This is a genomic window from Actinotalea endophytica (assembly GCF_025717005.1).
In the GTDB taxonomy this organism is placed as follows: domain Bacteria; phylum Actinomycetota; class Actinomycetes; order Actinomycetales; family Cellulomonadaceae; genus Actinotalea.
Genome location: NZ_JAOVZU010000004.1, coordinates 92838 through 108064 on the forward strand (window position 1 = coordinate 92838; position 15227 = coordinate 108064).

Here is a 15227-nt window from a genome sequence, read left to right on the forward strand (position 1 = left end):
AACGTAGACCCTCGGCCGGGCCGTCCAGGGGAAACAGGCCGGAGGAACTGCAGCCGGGTCACAACCCGGGGAGCGCCCCGACCTGCCCGTTGCGGATCGCGTCCACCAGCGCGGCATGGTCCCGCTCGTTCTGGTCCGCGTAGGCCTCGGCGAACGCCGCGAGCGCGCGGGCGACGTTGTCCCCCGATCCCAGGTAGGCCGCGATCGCCACCCGGTCGCCGGACCGCGCATGCGCCCGCGCGAGGGTCTGCCCGCAGACCCGGCCGTACGCCACCATCGCGGTCGGGTTCATCGTGGCGGGGTCCCAGGACGCCTTCCAGTCGCGCAGCTGCCGCACGTAGAAGTCCCGCTCCACCCCGTCGACACCGGCGATCCGCGTCCACCCGAGCGTGATGTCGCTCGCGGCCTGCATCAGCCGTTGCCCCTCGACGACCCGCTGACCGTGCTGGGGGTAGGTGCTCGGCCCGAGGTGGCGTTCGAGGACCGAGGTCTGCGCCTCCTTCGCCTGGAGGAGCAGCGCGTCGTCGTCGTCACGACCCACCATCAGGACGATCCACGCCCTGGTGCCGACGCTCCCGACGCCCACCACCTTGCGGGCCGCGTGCGCGTAGTCGAACTGCTCGACGAGGTGACGGCGTTCGCCGGACAGGCTCTCGCGGTACGCCGCCAGCGCCGATCGCATCCAGGTGTCGAAGTCGAGCCCGGTCGGCGCGAGGTCCTCGACGGGTACCACGAGCGGCGGGTCGGCCATGATCCGGCGGTGGCCGTCGACGACGGCGGTGAGCCGCGCGGCCGCCTGGGCGGCGTCGCGGCGCCACGCCTTCGCGACGACCTTCCTGGCCTCCTTGGCGGTCCGGCGGTCGACCTCGGCGCTGAAGCGCGGCAGATCGGGCTCGACGCTGATCCGGGAGTACCACAGCTCGAGGTTGCCCATCGGTGCGAACTCGGCCATCGCCGTGCGGTACCGCTCGACGCATGCGAGCACGACCTGCTGACGCTCGGCATCGGTGAAGCCGTTCGCCCGGCCGGCCACCGCGAGGCTCGCGGCCAGGCGCTTGACATCCCACTCCCACGGTCCGGGCAAGGTCTCGTCGAAGTCGTTGAGGTCGAAGACGAGCGCCCGCTCGGGCGTGGCCCCGACGCCGAAGTTCGCCAGGTGCGCGTCACCGCACAGCTGCACGTGCAGGCCGGTCGACGGGGACGCCGCGAGGTCGGCGGCCATGATCGCGGCACCGCCGCGGAAGAAGGCGAACGGCGACGCCATCATGCGCCCGTACCGGATCGGCACCAGCTCGGGGACCCGGGAGGCGGACTGCTCCTCGAGCAGCGCGACCGGGTCCTCGCGATCCGCCGGCGGGTCCCACGCCGCGAGCGCCGCGCGCGGGACGAGCCGCCGCGCCGCGCGCCCGACGGCGGCGCGCTCGGCCGTGCCGGGCCGCACCCGGGACGGGGGTCCGGAGACCGTGGCAGAGGTCGGGCCGGCCGGGCCGGGAGATACCGAGGTCACCGCGCGCCTCCAGACTCACCGCCTCGCGGGACCCACGACGGGATCGGGACCGCGACAGTGCGTCGGGCACATTCTCCGCGTGACGGCGCCTCGTGCACAGAGCTCGGACCCGGGCTCGGCGTCGGCCGTCCGACTCGACGGGCCCGACGTGCCCCGGACGACCCGGTGCGGTGCCACGATGGCAGGGACGCCCGGTCGCGAGCGCCGACCACGTCCCGCAGAGCAGCAAGCGAGGAGCCACCGTGACCTACTCCCCCGCCGCCGACCGCTACGACACGATGACCTACCGCCGCACCGGCCGCTCGGGGCTCGACCTGCCCGTGCTGTCGCTCGGGCTGTGGCACAACTTCGGCGGCGACCGGCCGCTGGAGACCCAGCGCGCGATCATCCGCACCGCGTTCGACCGCGGCGTCACGCACCTGGATCTCGCGAACAACTACGGACCGCCGTACGGCTCCGCCGAGACGAACGTCGGGCAGATCCTGCGCGCGGACTTCGCGGCGCACCGTGACGAGCTGGTGATCTCGACCAAGGCCGGCTACGACATGTGGCCGGGTCCCTACGGCCAGGGCGGCGGGTCACGCAAGTACCTGCTCGCCAGCCTCGACCAGTCGCTGCGCCGGATGGGTCTGGACTACGTGGACATCTTCTACTCCCACCGGTTCGACGCCTCGACCCCGCTCGAGGAGACCATGGGGGCGCTCGACCACGCCGTGCGCTCCGGCAAGGCGCTCTACGTCGGCATCTCGTCCTACTCGGCGGCCGACACCCGCCGGGCCGCCTCGATCCTCGCGGACCTCGGCACCCCGCTGCTCATCCACCAGCCGTCGTACTCGATGCTGAACCGGTGGGTCGAGGAGGACGGCCTGCTCGACGCGCTCGAGGAGGTCGGCGCGGGCTGCATCGCCTTCTCGCCACTGGCCCAGGGCATGCTCACCGACCGGTACCTGAACGGGGTGCCGGCCGACTCGCGTGCTGCCGAGCACTCGTCGCTGCCCACCGCGCTGCTGTCCACCGACGCGATGGCCCGCGTCCGTGCGCTGAACGAGATCGCGGCGGACCGCGGCCAGAGCCTCGCCCAGCTCGCGCTCGCCTGGGCGCTGCGCGACGAACGCGTCACCTCGCTCGTGCTCGGCGCGAGCAGCGTGGCCCAGCTCGAGCAGAACCTCGGGGCGCTGGAGAACCTCACGCTCACCGATGACGAGCTCGCCCGGATCGACCAGCACGCGGTGGACTCCGGCATCGACCTGTGGGCACCGTTCCGGCTCGGCGCGACGGGCTGACCGGCTGCTCGGCGGGGGTGCGCGGTGGGTGTGCTCGCGGCAGTGTTCGCGACCCTCGTGGTCGCGATCACCCTCGCGTCCCGGCGGCTCGCGCGGCTGTACCTGACCACGCCGATCGCGTTCGTCGGGGCCGGGCTGCTGACCGGCGTCGTGGTCGACGCGGGCACGGCCGGCGAACCCACCCGGGTGGTCGCCGAGTCGGCACTGGCCCTGGTGCTCTTCCACGACGCGGCCCAGGTCCGGCCCAAGGAGATCGGCCGTGAGCGCGGGCTCGAGCTGCGTCTGCTGCTGGTCGGGCTGCCCCTGACGATCGGCGTCGGCTACCTGGTGGTCCGCGGCCTGCTCCCCGAGCTCAGCTGGCCGATGGCGCTGCTCCTCGCGTCGGCCCTGGCACCCACCGACGCCGGCCTGGGCGCGGCGACGGTGCTCAACCCGGTGGTCCCGGTGCGGGTGCGGCGCCTGCTCAACGTGGAGAGCGGGCTGAACGACGGCCTCGCGACACCGGTCGTGCTGTTCGCGATCGCCGCGAGCCTCGACCTCGAGCACGCGATCAACGACCAGCACCTGGTGCTGGACGCCCTGACCGAGATCGCGATCGCCCTGCTCGTCGGCGCCGCCGTGGGGCTGGTCGGCGGTCGCGCGGTGCAGGGGTCGGCCGCGCACGGGTGGAGCACCGGTGCGGCGCGCGCGACGGCCGCGCTCGCGCTGCCGATCGTCGCGTACGCGGGCAGCGGGGTGCTGCACGGGAACGGCTTCATCGCGGCCTTCGTCGCGGGGACGGCGTTCGCCTCCGCGACCCCCCGCCTGGGCGACGACGAGGACCTGCTGGCGCTCACCGAGTCCGCCGCCGACCTGCTGACGTTCGCGGTCTGGTTCTCCTTCGGCCTCGTGCTCGCGACCGCGACCGAGTCGTTGGACTGGCGCAGCGTGCTGTTCGCCGTGCTGTCCCTGACCGTGATCCGGATGGTCCCGGTGGCGCTGAGCCTGCTCGGCGCCGGCTTCCGGCCACCCACGGTCGCGTTCATCGGCTGGTTCGGCCCGCGCGGCCTCGCGTCCCTGGTGTTCGCGCTCATCGCGCTGACCGAGCTCGACGCGGACGACCAGCGCGCGACCGTGGTCGGGGTGATCGCCCTCACGGTGCTGATGAGCGTGGTGCTGCACGGGACGACCGCCGACCCCTGGGCGCAGCGGTACGGGGCGTGGACCACCCGGGTGCAGCCCGCCGGCGAGATCCGCGAAGCCGCAGCACCCCGCACCCGGTCCCGGATGACGCGCCAACGTTGAGCGTCCGGCTCCGGGCGACTCCGGGCGGCTCAGCGGGTCCGTTCGCGGGAGCCCGGGTCAGCCGGCGGCGCTGCAGCGCGCGAGCTCGTCCGCGCTGAGCACGAGGTCCGCAGCCGCTGCGGAGTCCACGATCGAGCTCGCGCGCCGCGCCCCGGGGATCGGGATGACGTGCTCGGAGAGGCTGAGCTCCCAGGCGAGCACCACCTGCTGCGGGCTCACCCCGTGCCCGGCCGCGATCTCGGCGAACACGCCGAACCGGGAGCCGACGTCCCGCGCGCCGCCACCGGTGCCGCCGAGCGGGCTCCACGGCAGGAACGCGATCTGCTGGGAGACGCAGTAGCGGAGCTCGTCCTCGGACTGACGGTGGCTCGGCGAGAACTCGTTCTGCACGCTGACCAGGCCGCCCGGGCCGAGCACGTCCTGCGCGATCCGGATCTCGTCGAGGTTGGCGTTCGAGATCCCGACGCACCGGACCTTGCCCTCGTCGGCCAGGGTCTTGAAGTTCCCGACGACCTCGCCGTAGTCCAGCGACCGGTCCGGCCGGTGCCACTGGTAGAGGTCGATCACCTCGACGTCGAGCCGGCGCAACGAGGCCTCGACCGCGGAGCGCAGGTAGGCCATCGAGCCGTCCCGGCCCCAGGTCTCGCCGGGGCCGCGCGTGATCCCGCCCTTGGTCGCGACGACGAGCCCGTCCGGCAGCGGGCCGTAGGCCTTGAGGGCCTTGGCGACGAGCAGCTCGTTGTGGCCGAACGTGTCCCAGGTCGGCGCGTACACGTCGGCCGTGTCCAGCAGCGTGACGCCGGCGTCCAGGGCGGCGTGGATCGTCGCGACGGCGTCGGCCTCGTCCGGGTACACCTTGTCGTTGTTCATGGACATCGGCATGCAGCCGAGGCCGATCGGGGAGACCTGAAACGGGCCGAGCGTGCGGGGTGTCATGGTCAGCACCCTAGGAGCCGGACGGCCCCGCCGCAGGCGAGTTCGCCGGCTGCCGCCGCCTGACCGGGAGACCGGCTGCGAGCCACGCCTCGAAGCCGCCGATCACGTCGGTGGCGCGGGCCAGACCGAGTGCTCGCAGGCTCGCGGCGGCGAGGCTCGAGCTGTAGCCCTGGGCGCACAGGACGGCCACGGGCAGGTCGAAGCGAGCGATCGGCAGCCGGGACGGCGCCCTCGGGTCGAGCCGCCACTCGAGCACGTTGCGGTCGATCACCACGGCGCCCGGCACCTCGCCACCGGAGTCCCGCTGGTGCTGCGGCCTGGTGTCGACCAGCACGATCCGCCCCTCGGCCAGCAGCGCCGCGGCGGTGCGCGGGTCGAGCCGGTCGAGGCCCGCCCGGGCATCGGCGAGGATCTCGTCGATCGCGCGGCCGTGCCCGACCACCCCGTGCCCGACCACCCCGTGCCCGGCCCGGCCACGACCTGCCATGCCGCGCGCCCGCAGCCTCGGACCGCGGCTCGCCCGGCGAGGTCGAGCCGCGCCTCCGGTCCGCGGGACCGCGGTCATCCGGTCAGGATCGCACCGCGGGCCCGGGCCGGGAAGGCGGACCGGTCTCAGGCCGGCACCGCAGCGGGGTGCGGCACGGCCGGCGCTGCCCCGCGGGTGAGGGGGTCGACGACCTGCGCCGGCACGTCCAGGCCACGGAGGATCAGCCGGAGCGCGAGCGAGATCTCCCACGCGAACAGCGGCAGGGCCGACAGCGGGGCCCAGGGTGAGTCGTAGCCGTACACCCCGGCCTGGACCAGCAGGTTGGAGACCAGCACGAGCGGCGCACCGACGAACGAGAGCACGGGGATCCACCGCGGCACCGACCGGTGGCGGTACAGCACCACGGCGAGCAGCAGCGAGTGGACGACCACGACCAGGCTCGGGCCGATGAAGAACGCCTTGGTGTAGACCGCCACGAGCGCGCCCCCGACCCCCGCCAGGACGGCGGGCTCGAGCCCGAGCCCGCGCACCGCGACGAGCGCGAGCACGGCGACCGCGCCGAGGACGATGCCGCACGCCTCGAGGGTGCGCAGCGCCACGTAGCCCAGGGCGCCGCGCGCGCTGACCCGACGCACCAGGGGGTACAGGGCCACCGCCGTCCCGACCACCGCGAGGGCGAGCATGACGTCGAGCATCGCGCCGAGCACGACCGGCGTGGCGGACGCGTCGCCGAGCACCCAGCCCGGGTCGGACCGCATCGGGCCGTAGAGCGCCACCGCTGCCACCGAGGTCACGTGCGTGACGAAGTAGAGGGCACCGGCGAGTGCTGCGGTTCTGCGGGACGGTGACATCGGGATCTCCTCACCTTCAGGTGTACGGCGTACACCACGTCCTCGGAAGGCTAAGGTGGACGCCGTACACCCGTCAACCCGGAGCAGTGATGCCCACCACCGGAACCGGCAGCCGCCCCGGCGACCCGCCCGGCCGCACTCCCGCCGGCACCGCTGCCGCCACACCCGCCGGCCGCGCCCGCCTGAACCGCGACATCGTGCTGCGCGCCGCCGTCGACCTCGCCGACACGGCCGGCATCGACGCCGTGAGCATGCGCAGCCTCGCCGCGGGGCTCGGCGTCGTGCCGATGGCGCTGTACAAGCACGTCGCGAACAAGGACGAGCTGCTCGACGGCATGGTCGAGGCGGTGGTCGGTGAGATCGAGCCGGCCCGGCGCGACGAGGACTGGAAGGCCTCGCTGCGCCGCCAGGTGCTCTCGGCCCGGCGAGCCCTCCTGCGACACCCCTGGGCGCCCGCGGTCATCGAGTCCCGACCGGCCCCGACCCCGCGCGTGCTCGACCACCTCGACTCGGTGCTCGCGACCCTCCGCTCGGGAGGTCTGTCGGTTCCGCTCGCCCACCACGCGATGCACGCGCTCGGCAGCCGGGTCTGGGGGTTCACCCAGGAGGTCTTCCCGTCGGCGCCGCCGCCCGAGGACCCGGCGCAGCGGGCTCAGCTCGTCGCGGCGATGGCCGCGCGCTGGCCGAACATCGTCGAGTCGGCCGCGGGGGCGGGCCACGACGCGACCTCGACCGTCGGGGCCGGCTGCGACGACCAGGCCGAGTTCGAGTTCGCCCTGGACCTGCTGCTGGACGGGATCGAACGGCGCCACCGGGAGGGGTGGACGCCCGCCTCGTGACGCTCAGGCGTCGAGCATCCGCCGCAGCACCTCGAGGTCCGCGACCTTCCCGGCCAGGTCCGCCGCCGACGGGTGCACGGACAACGTCGTGACACCCGACGCGGCGTACGCGCTCAGCCGCTCGGCGACGTGCGCCACGTCCCCGATCAGTGCCGTGCCCGCCACGAGCTCGTCCGGGACCGCTCCCGCCGCACCGTCCCGGTCCCCGGCCAGGTAGCGATCCTGGACCTGCTCGGCCTGCTCGGCGTAGCCGTACCGAGCGGCCAGGTCCGCGTAGAAGTTGGCGCCCCGCGCGCCCATGCCGCCGAGGTACAGCGCGAGCCGGCGACGGTGCGCGGCCAGCGCCTGCGCCACCACCGGGCCCGAGCCGATCAGCAACGGCACCGAGACCTGCACGTCGAGCGGGCCCAGCTCCGGCGCGCGCGTCGCCCGACCCTCCGCGAGCGCGGCGCCGAACGCCTCCTCGGCCCGCTCGGGCCACCAGAACGCGGGCATCCAGCCCTCGGCGATCTCGGCCGTCCGGGCCACCGACCGCGGCGTCAGCGCGGCGATCGAGACCGGGATGCGCGATCGTCGCGGGTGGTTGACCAGCGCGATCGGCTTGCCGAGCCCGGTCCCACGGCCGGCCGGCAACGGCACCTGGACCTGACGCCCGGCGAACGACACCCGCTCGCGGCGCCAGACCGCGCGGCACACCTCGACGGTCTCGGTCACGCGCGTGAGGGGCGCGGTGAACGGAACCCCGTGGAAGCCTTCGACGACCTGCGGACCGGACGCCCCGATCCCGAGCTCGAACCGACCACCGGAGACGTCGTCCAGGCCCGCAGCGGTCATCGCGAGCGCCGAGGCGGTGCGCGTGTAGACCGACAGGATCGCGCTGCCCAGGCGCACCCGGGAGGTCACCGCGGCGAGGTAGCCGAGCCGGCTGACCGCGTCGAACGAGTACGCCTCGGCGACCTGCACGAGGTCGGCACCGACCCGCTCCGCCTCACGGACCAGGTCGACCGCCGGTGCGAAGTCGTCGGAGTAGTCCAGGACCAGACCCAGTCGCATGCGGTCAACGTAGCGACCGCTGCGGCTCAGGCCCGGTCGACGCCCTGGAAGACCGCGACCGCGGACTTGAGCTGGTCCGACGCCGCGACGAGCCGCGCGGCGTAGTTCCGCACCGGCGTGAGCCCGGTCTCGGTGCGCGACGCCTGGTCGGACACGTCCTGCATCAGGGCGGACACCCGGCGGCCGTCCTCGGCGGCCAGCCCCACGACGCTGTCGATCTCGCTCGTGGTCGCGGTCTGCTCCTCGATCGCGCCCGCGATCGACACCTGGTAGCTGTTGATGCTCGCGATGATCTCGGCGATCGACTCGACCGAGCTCACGGCGGACGTGGTGTCACCGACCAGGGACTCGATCCGGCGGACGATGTCGTCGGACGCCTCGGCGGTGCCCTGCGCGAGGTCCTTGACCTCGGTTGCCACGACCGCGAAGCCCTTGCCGTTCTCGCCGGCCCGGGCCGACTCGATGGTCGCGTTCAGTGCCAGCAGCTTGGTCTGCTCGGCGATCGTCGTGATGACCCGCACCACCTCGCCGATCTCGGCGGACGAGCTGCCGAGCCGCCGGATCGTCTCGCCGGCCGTGCCGGCCACGCCGACCGCGTCGGCCGCGACGCGCGTCGCATCGCTCGCGTTGGTCGCGATCTCCCGCACGGCCACGTCCATCTGCGACGAGCTCTCGACCAGCGCGGCGAAGCTGCGGGTCAGCGACTCGGCGGCCTCGGTGCCCTGGCGGGCACGCTCGGACGCGTCCTGCGCGATCTGGGCGATGTCCTGGCTCGCCGCGTCGAGCGCCCGGGCGCCCTCGTCCAGCTCGCCGCTCACCGCGATCACGCCGCGCACGACCTCGCTGACCGTGTCGAGCGTGCCGTTGAGCGCCTTCGCGAGCTGCTCGAGCTCGGTCCGGCCGGCGCCCTCGTCCAGACGGGTCGACAGGTCGCCGTTCTCGAGGGTGCGCGTCACGTTGCGGATCGAGCGCTCGACGTGCCGCGAGATCAGCAGGCCGACGAGGATCAGCACGAGCACCACGGGGAGCGCCTGGAACGCCAGCTGGTGCCACAGCGCCGCGGTCGCGGCGGTCTGGATGTCGTCGATGTACGCGCCGGTCCCGATCACCCAGCCCCACGGCTCGAAGACGAGGGAGTAGGCCAGCTTCGGGGACGCCGCGTCGGCGTCCGGCTTCGGGAACCAGTACTCGGTGAAGCCGCCACCGGGCTGCTGCCCGGCCGTGACGATCTCCTGGATGAACGGGGTGCCGTTGTCGTCGACCTCGGCGAGGAAGTTCTGGCCGACCCGCTCCGGCTTCGTCGGCAGCAGGACGCAGGTGCCCTCCGTGTCGTACCCGAACAGGTAGCCGTTGGGGTCGAACCGCTGCGCCCCGAGCGCCTCGAGGGCGCGCTGCTGCGCCTCGGCCTCGGTGATGTCACCGGCCTGCGCCTGCTCCTCGTACATCGCCATGGTCGCCACGCCCTCCTGGACGACCGACTGCAGCGTCATCTCCCGCTCGGCGAGCATCGTGGCGCGCAGCTGCTGTGCCGACAGCAGCGACAGCACCACGAGGCCGACGAGGCCACTGGCGACGAGGAGCAGCAGCTGCCCCTTGATCGATCGAAGGGTGAAGCGGCGCATCGTTGCTCCTGGGGGGCTGTCGGATCGCGGTCGAGGACGAGTCGACCTTCACGATCGGCAGCCATGCGGGAGCTGTGAGCCGTTGATCGGTTCGGCGCAGAACCGCGCTCGGCGGGCCGGCGCGGGCGAGGCCCGACGGGCGGGCGACGGGCGGCTCAGAGCGCGGCGATGCTGGTGTCGCCCGCCACCTGGCGCCAGTCGTCGGCGAAGTCCGCCACGGCGCGCTCGAGGGTCGCGGACGAGTACGCGTCGTGCAGCAGGCGGGGTGCGACGGTCACCACGTGCGCGCCGCTCATCAGCGCGGCGTTCACCTGCGCGATGCTCGAGAAGCTCGCCGCGAGGATCTTGGTCGCCGAGCCGTGCCGGTCGATCATCTCCGCGAGCGACCCGATCAGCTCGCGCGCGTTCACGTCGAGGTTCGCGACCCGGTTGTAGTACGGCGCGATGAAGTCGGCGCCGGCCGCGATCGCCATGAACCCCTGGAGCTTGGTGTACACCGCGGTCGCGGTGACGCCGACGCCCTGGCGCTTGAGGATCTGCATCGCGGCGAGACCCTCCTCGGTGGTCGGCACCTTGACGTAGACCGCCTCGTCGACCTTGCGCAGGATGGTCTCGGCCTCCTTGACCATGTCGTCGCGGTCGGTCGCCACGACCTGGACGTGCAGGCTCCGCTCGGCACCGATGATGCGGCGGATCTCGCGGAAGGTGGCGAGCACCTCGCGCTGGCCGTCACGCTTGAGGATGGTCGGGTTCGACGTGACCCCGGTGTACGGGAAGACCTCGCCGAACCGCTCGATGTCGGCGAGGTTGGTGGTGTCGAACATGTACTCCACGGGGGCGCTCCTTGAGCGGTCGTGCGATGGCGCAGCCCCGTTGGTGCCGGATACATCCCATGATAGACGAGCGACCCCGAGCCGGTCACGGACCTCCGGCCCAACTCGCCGGGACCCTTGGACGTCGCCGGGACCGGCAGTGGTGGGATGATGCACTAAACCGATTCAACCCTCGAAGGAGAGAGCACGTGCGTCGCGTCACGATCACGGACGTCGCCCGCCTCGCGGGCGTGTCCAAGGGCGCGGTGTCGTTCGCCCTCAACGGCCGCCCGGGGGTCTCCGAGGCGACCAGGGAGCGCGTGCTCCAGGCCGCGGCCGACCTCGGCTGGGTGCCCAACGCGGCAGCCAAGGCGCTCTCCGACGGCCGCAGCCACAGCATCGGCCTCGTGATGAACCGGCCACCGCGCCTGCACGGCATCGAGCCGCTCATCCAGCACTACCTCGAGGGCGTGCAGGACGAGCTCATGTCGCACGAGACGTCGCTGCTGATCCACGTCGTGCAAGGTCACGAGGCCGAGCTCGCGACCTACCGCGAGTGGGCCCACGGCCGGCGGGTCGACGGCCTGGTCGTCATCGACCTGCGGGTGGACGACGACCGCCCGCACGCGCTGCGCGCGCTGGACCTGCCCGCGGTCGTGCTCGGCGACCCGCGCTACGCCGACGGCGTGCCGAGCGTGTGGACCGACGAGCGCGCCGCCGCCGACCAGATCGTCGAGCACCTCGCCTCGCTCGGCCACCGCCAGGTCGCCCGGGTCGGCGACCGCGCGCTCCTGGCGCACGCCGCGGCGCGCTGCGCGGCGTTCGAGGACTCCTGCGCGGCGGCCGGCATCGACGTCGTCGAGCTCCGCCCGGAGAGCACGCGGCCCGAGTGCCCGGAGGCCGTACCGGACCTGCTCGCCGACCCCCACCGGCCCACCGCCGTGCTGTTCGAGAGCGACCTCAAGGCCGTCGCGGGGCTGGCGACGATCCGTGGGCTCGGGCTCTCGGTGCCCGAGGACCTCTCGGTCGTCGCCTGGGACACCAGCGGGATCGGCGAGCTGCTCCACCCGCCGCTCACGTCGCTCGACCACGACGGCCGCGCCGCGGGCGCCCGAGCGGTCCGCCTGCTGCTGGACCTGCTCGCCGGCGACACCCCCACGTCCGTGCAGGCGCCGACGCCGCAGCTGCAGGTGCGCGGCAGCACCGGCCCGGCGCCCGCCTGAGGCCGCGCGGGCTCAGCCCTCGCGGAACGAGACCCCGAAGCCCCCGCGAGGGTAGTGCCAGGACAGCGCGCCCTCGGGGGCGACCGCGAGGCACGTGCCGCACTCGAGGCACGCCGCGTACTCCACGCCGAGACCGCCGTCCGGCAGCTCGGTGTAGACGTGCGCCGGGCAGCACCGGGCGATCACGCCGGCACAGCCGGTCGACCGGACCACGTCCTGGTCGACGACGATGTGCGACTCGTCCTCGTCGAGCGCGTACCGGTTGTGCGCGAGCCGTTCGGGGACCGAACCGACCTGGAGCGCGCCGCTCACAGCGCCCGCACCCCCGCCCACAGGTCGGACGCGAGGTCGAGCATCCCCACCGGGGAGGTGCGCAGCGCGTCCCACGCGACCGAGGCCAGGTGCTTGCGGGGCGTGGTGTCCAGGTCGAACGCTCTGACCATGACGTCCTCCAGGACGGGTCCGTAGTCGCGGTACATGCGGGGCCGCTCGAGGAACGCCGGCGCCTTCGCGTAGGTGGTGAGGTCCTTGCCGACGAAGCCGGCCATCAGCCGCTCCCGGTACCCGGCCAGCCCGGCCGCCGAGGTGTCGCCGGCGTCGAGCGCGTCGCCGATCCCACCGGCCGCGGCGATCGCAGAGCCGATCGCGAGGTCCATCCCCCGGACCGTCAGGCCCGAGTTGATGGTGAGCCCGGCCGCGTCGCCGACCACGACGAGCCCGTCCGTGGCGACCGTGCCGAGCATCCCGAGCCCGCCCTCGGCGACCAGGTGCGAGCCGTACTCGAGCACCTCGCCGCCGCGCAGGTAGCGCTGCACCGCGGGGTGCTCGCAGTACCGGTCGAACACGTCGGACGCGGATGCGCCCGACGCAGCGAGGTCGTCCAGGCGCAGCACGACACCGACGGACAGCGACGTGGCGTTCGTGTACAGGAACCCGCCGCCGCCGATCCCACCGGTCGCCTCCCCGACCATCGCCAGCGCCGCACCCTCGTCGCCGACCAGGCCGAACCGGTCGTCGATCGTCTCCCTGGGCAGCGACACGACGGCCTTGACGCCGACCGCGAGCTGGTTCTGCGCGGGCTTGGGACGCAGCCCGAGGCCGCGCGCCAGGAACGAGTTCACGCCGTCCGCGGCGACCACGACCCGCGCGCTGAGCTCGTCGTCGCCGGCGACCAGCCCGGTCACCGCACCGGACGGCGAGGTGAGCAACCGGTCCACGCGGACGCCGGGCATCAGGAACACGCCCGCCTCCTCGCACCGCTCGGCCAGCCAGGCGTCGAACCGTGCGCGGAGCACGGTGTACGCGTTGCCGTCGAGCCGGTCGGAGGTGAGGTCCACGCCGACGGCACCGGTCGAGGTGAGGAACGTGACCGCGTTACGCACCACGCGCCGCTCGACCGGCGCCGCGGCGGCGAAGTCCGGGAACACCTGCTCGAGCACCCGGCCGTACAGCACCCCACCGGACAGGTTCTTGGCACCGGGCGCCTCGCCACGCTCGACCAGGACCACCGAGTGCCCCTGCTGCGCGAGCAGGTACGCCGTCACGCAGCCGGCCGGGCCGGCGCCGACGACGGCGACGTCGAAGTCGGGCTCGCTCATGACTGCAGCGCCGCCGCGAGCGCAGGGACGAAGGTGTACAGGTCGCCGACCACGGCGTAGTCGCACTCCTTCATGAAGGGCGCGTCGGCGTCGGTGTTGACCGCGACGATCGTGCCGGCGCCGCGGATCCCGACGGTGTGCTGCACCTGCCCGGAGATCCCCAGGGCGAGGTACACGTCCGGCGTCAGGGTGCGCCCGGAGACACCGACGTAGCGGTCCTTGGGCAGGAAGCCCGACCCCTCGGCGACCGGCCTCGAGCACGCGACGGCAGCACCCATCGCCTCGGCGAGCCGGTCCACGAGGGCCAGGTCCTCCTTGGCCTTCAGGCCCCGCCCGACCGCGACCACGCGCCGGGCGCCGGCCAGGTCGACCTGGGGCGCCGAGGACGGGCGGTTCTCCACGACCCTCACGGCGAGGGCCTCGGCGGTGACCTCCTCGACCGGCACGGCGGCACCCGGCTCGGGCACGCCGCCACCGTCGACGACCAGGCAGACCGGGCCGTCGCAGCGCTCGGTGCGGCGCGCGATCCCGCCGAGCACCTCGCGCTCGACCAGGACCGTGTCGCCGTCCGTCTCGACGCCGACGGCGCCGACCATCGCCGGCGCACGCAGGGTGGCGGCGACCGCGCCGACCAGCGCGCGGGCCGAAGGGCGGGCCGCGGCGAGCACGACGCCGGGCGCGCCGTCCGCGACGACCGCCGCGACCGCGGTGGCGAAGGCCTCGACCGGGGCGTCCCCGGTCTCGCCGAGCCAGAGGCAGCGGTCGACCCCGGCCGTGGCCGTCGAGGCCGCGAGCTCATGCGGTCCGACGACCACGGCCGCGGTCGGGCGACCGAGGTTCCGTGCGGTGTCCAGCAGCCCGGCCACGCCGGGCTCGTCCACGATGATCCAGGTGGTGGTCATGTCTCTCCTCCGAGGGCTCAGAGCACGCCGTCGGCGCGCAGGGCGGCGACCAGCTCGCGTGCGGCGGCGTCAGGGTCGGTGGTGTCGATGCGGCGCCGGCCGCGCTCGGCCAGCGGTACGGGCGCGCGGCCGACCACCTCGGGCTGCGCCGGGAGCTCGCCGGCCAGCGGCAGCTCGACCACGGGCTTCTTGCCCGCGGCGAGGATGTCCTTCATGCCGGCGACCCGGGGCACCGCGGCGTCGGCCGCGACCGCGAGCACCGCAGGCCCGTCGACCCGGACGACCTGGCTCCCACTCCCCTGCGCGCGCTCGACGACCAGGGCGCCGCCGTCGGCGGTCACGTCGGCGACCTCGGCGAGGCTCGGCCAGCCGAGCAGACCGGCGAGCACCGACGGGACCAGGTGGGCGCCCTCGTCGACCGAGGAGTCACCGGCGAGCACGACGCGCACGTCCTCGACCTCACCGACCGCCTGGGCGAGCGCGACCGCGGTGGGTGTCGCTCCCGCACCGGACAGCCGCTCGTCCGCGACGACCACGAGCCGGTCCAGCCCGCGCGACAGCGCGGCCTTGCGGGCCATCGGCGCGGCGATCTCGGGTCCGCCCACGCTCACGCCGACCAGCTCGCAGCCCCAGGCGTCGGCGAGGCGGCGGCCGACCTCGATCGCGACCGGGTCGTACTCGCTGACCGCGGGCTTGGCCCGGCTCAGGTCGACCGTGCCGCCGGGCGCGACGGTGGCTTCCTGCGGGTTGGGCGCCCACTTGTGGGCGACGACGACGGTCATCTCAGGCTCCTTCAGGGCGTACGGGGTCCTCCCGCGTGCGGACGCGGG

Annotated in this window: 15 protein-coding genes; 4 read left to right on the top strand and 11 right to left on the bottom strand. The window is 73.9% G+C overall.

What is annotated here, in order from left to right; genetic code table 11:
* Positions 1–58: 58 nt before the first annotated feature.
* Positions 59–1507, bottom strand: coding sequence for a DUF2252 domain-containing protein (locus tag OEB99_RS08080; protein ID WP_263509523.1), 1449 nt, complete (start codon positions 1505–1507; stop codon positions 59–61).
* Between the two features lie 242 nt (positions 1508–1749).
* Here OEB99_RS08080 and mgrA point away from each other — a divergent pair, with 242 nt between their 5' ends.
* Both mgrA and OEB99_RS08090 read left to right on the top strand, forming a co-directional pair.
* On the top strand, positions 1750–2790 hold the full coding sequence (gene mgrA, locus OEB99_RS08085; protein ID WP_263509524.1) for an L-glyceraldehyde 3-phosphate reductase: 1041 nt from the start codon (positions 1750–1752) through the stop codon (positions 2788–2790).
* A 24-nt stretch (positions 2791–2814) separates the two neighbouring features.
* Entirely contained in the window at positions 2815–4074 is a 1260-nt protein-coding gene (locus tag OEB99_RS08090) for a cation:proton antiporter domain-containing protein (RefSeq protein ID WP_263509525.1), read from the top strand.
* Between the two features lie 57 nt (positions 4075–4131).
* Here OEB99_RS08090 and OEB99_RS08095 read toward each other — a convergent pair whose 3' ends face one another.
* The 3 genes from OEB99_RS08095 to OEB99_RS08105 form a co-directional block, all read right to left on the bottom strand.
* The gene (locus OEB99_RS08095) at positions 4132–5010 is read right to left on the bottom strand and encodes an aldo/keto reductase (protein ID WP_263509526.1); all 879 of its coding nucleotides are present in this window, start codon (positions 5008–5010) and stop codon (positions 4132–4134) included.
* A 10-nt stretch (positions 5011–5020) separates the two neighbouring features.
* Positions 5021–5497 carry a rhodanese-like domain-containing protein gene (locus tag OEB99_RS08100; RefSeq protein ID WP_263509527.1) on the bottom strand — a complete coding sequence of 159 codons (477 nt, stop codon included), beginning with the start codon at positions 5495–5497 and terminating at the stop codon, positions 5021–5023.
* A 125-nt stretch (positions 5498–5622) separates the two neighbouring features.
* On the bottom strand, positions 5623–6348 hold the full coding sequence (locus OEB99_RS08105) for a DUF4386 domain-containing protein (protein ID WP_263509528.1): 726 nt from the start codon (positions 6346–6348) through the stop codon (positions 5623–5625).
* 89 nt (positions 6349–6437) lie between these two features.
* On the opposite strand from OEB99_RS08105, the gene OEB99_RS08110 reads away from it, so the two are divergent.
* Positions 6438–7187, top strand: a complete 750-nt coding sequence (locus OEB99_RS08110; protein ID WP_263509529.1) for a TetR/AcrR family transcriptional regulator — start codon at positions 6438–6440, stop codon at positions 7185–7187.
* 3 nt (positions 7188–7190) lie between these two features.
* On the opposite strand, the gene OEB99_RS08115 is transcribed toward OEB99_RS08110, so the two are convergent.
* From OEB99_RS08115 to OEB99_RS08125, 3 genes are all read right to left on the bottom strand, one after another.
* The gene (locus OEB99_RS08115; RefSeq protein ID WP_263509530.1) at positions 7191–8240 is read right to left on the bottom strand and encodes an LLM class F420-dependent oxidoreductase; all 1050 of its coding nucleotides are present in this window, start codon (positions 8238–8240) and stop codon (positions 7191–7193) included.
* A 26-nt stretch (positions 8241–8266) separates the two neighbouring features.
* Positions 8267–9862: a methyl-accepting chemotaxis protein gene (locus tag OEB99_RS08120; protein ID WP_263509531.1), complete on the bottom strand. Its 1596-nt coding sequence runs from the start codon at positions 9860–9862 to the stop codon at positions 8267–8269.
* A 155-nt stretch (positions 9863–10017) separates the two neighbouring features.
* On the bottom strand, positions 10018–10686 hold the full coding sequence (locus tag OEB99_RS08125) for a fructose-6-phosphate aldolase (RefSeq protein ID WP_263509781.1): 669 nt from the start codon (positions 10684–10686) through the stop codon (positions 10018–10020).
* Between the two features lie 197 nt (positions 10687–10883).
* On the opposite strand from OEB99_RS08125, the gene OEB99_RS08130 reads away from it, so the two are divergent.
* Positions 10884–11897: a LacI family DNA-binding transcriptional regulator gene (locus tag OEB99_RS08130; RefSeq protein WP_263509532.1), complete on the top strand. Its 1014-nt coding sequence runs from the start codon at positions 10884–10886 to the stop codon at positions 11895–11897.
* Between the two features lie 12 nt (positions 11898–11909).
* Here the strand turns inward: OEB99_RS08130 and OEB99_RS08135 are convergent, their stop codons facing one another.
* From OEB99_RS08135 to OEB99_RS08150, 4 genes are read right to left on the bottom strand one after another with little or no spacing between them, the layout of a single operon-like run.
* Entirely contained in the window at positions 11910–12209 is a 300-nt protein-coding gene (locus OEB99_RS08135; RefSeq protein ID WP_263509533.1) for a ferredoxin family protein, read from the bottom strand.
* Positions 12206–13495: an FAD-dependent oxidoreductase gene (locus tag OEB99_RS08140; protein WP_263509534.1), complete on the bottom strand. Its 1290-nt coding sequence runs from the start codon at positions 13493–13495 to the stop codon at positions 12206–12208. Before OEB99_RS08140 ends, OEB99_RS08135 begins: the two co-directional genes overlap by 4 nt.
* Positions 13492–14397, bottom strand: a complete 906-nt coding sequence (locus OEB99_RS08145) for an electron transfer flavoprotein subunit alpha/FixB family protein (protein ID WP_263509535.1) — start codon at positions 14395–14397, stop codon at positions 13492–13494. The genes OEB99_RS08140 and OEB99_RS08145 overlap by 4 nt, the downstream gene beginning before the upstream one ends.
* A gap of 17 nt (positions 14398–14414) precedes the next feature.
* Positions 14415–15179, bottom strand: a complete 765-nt coding sequence (locus OEB99_RS08150; RefSeq protein WP_263509536.1) for an electron transfer flavoprotein subunit beta/FixA family protein — start codon at positions 15177–15179, stop codon at positions 14415–14417.
* Positions 15180–15227 lie beyond the last annotated feature (48 nt).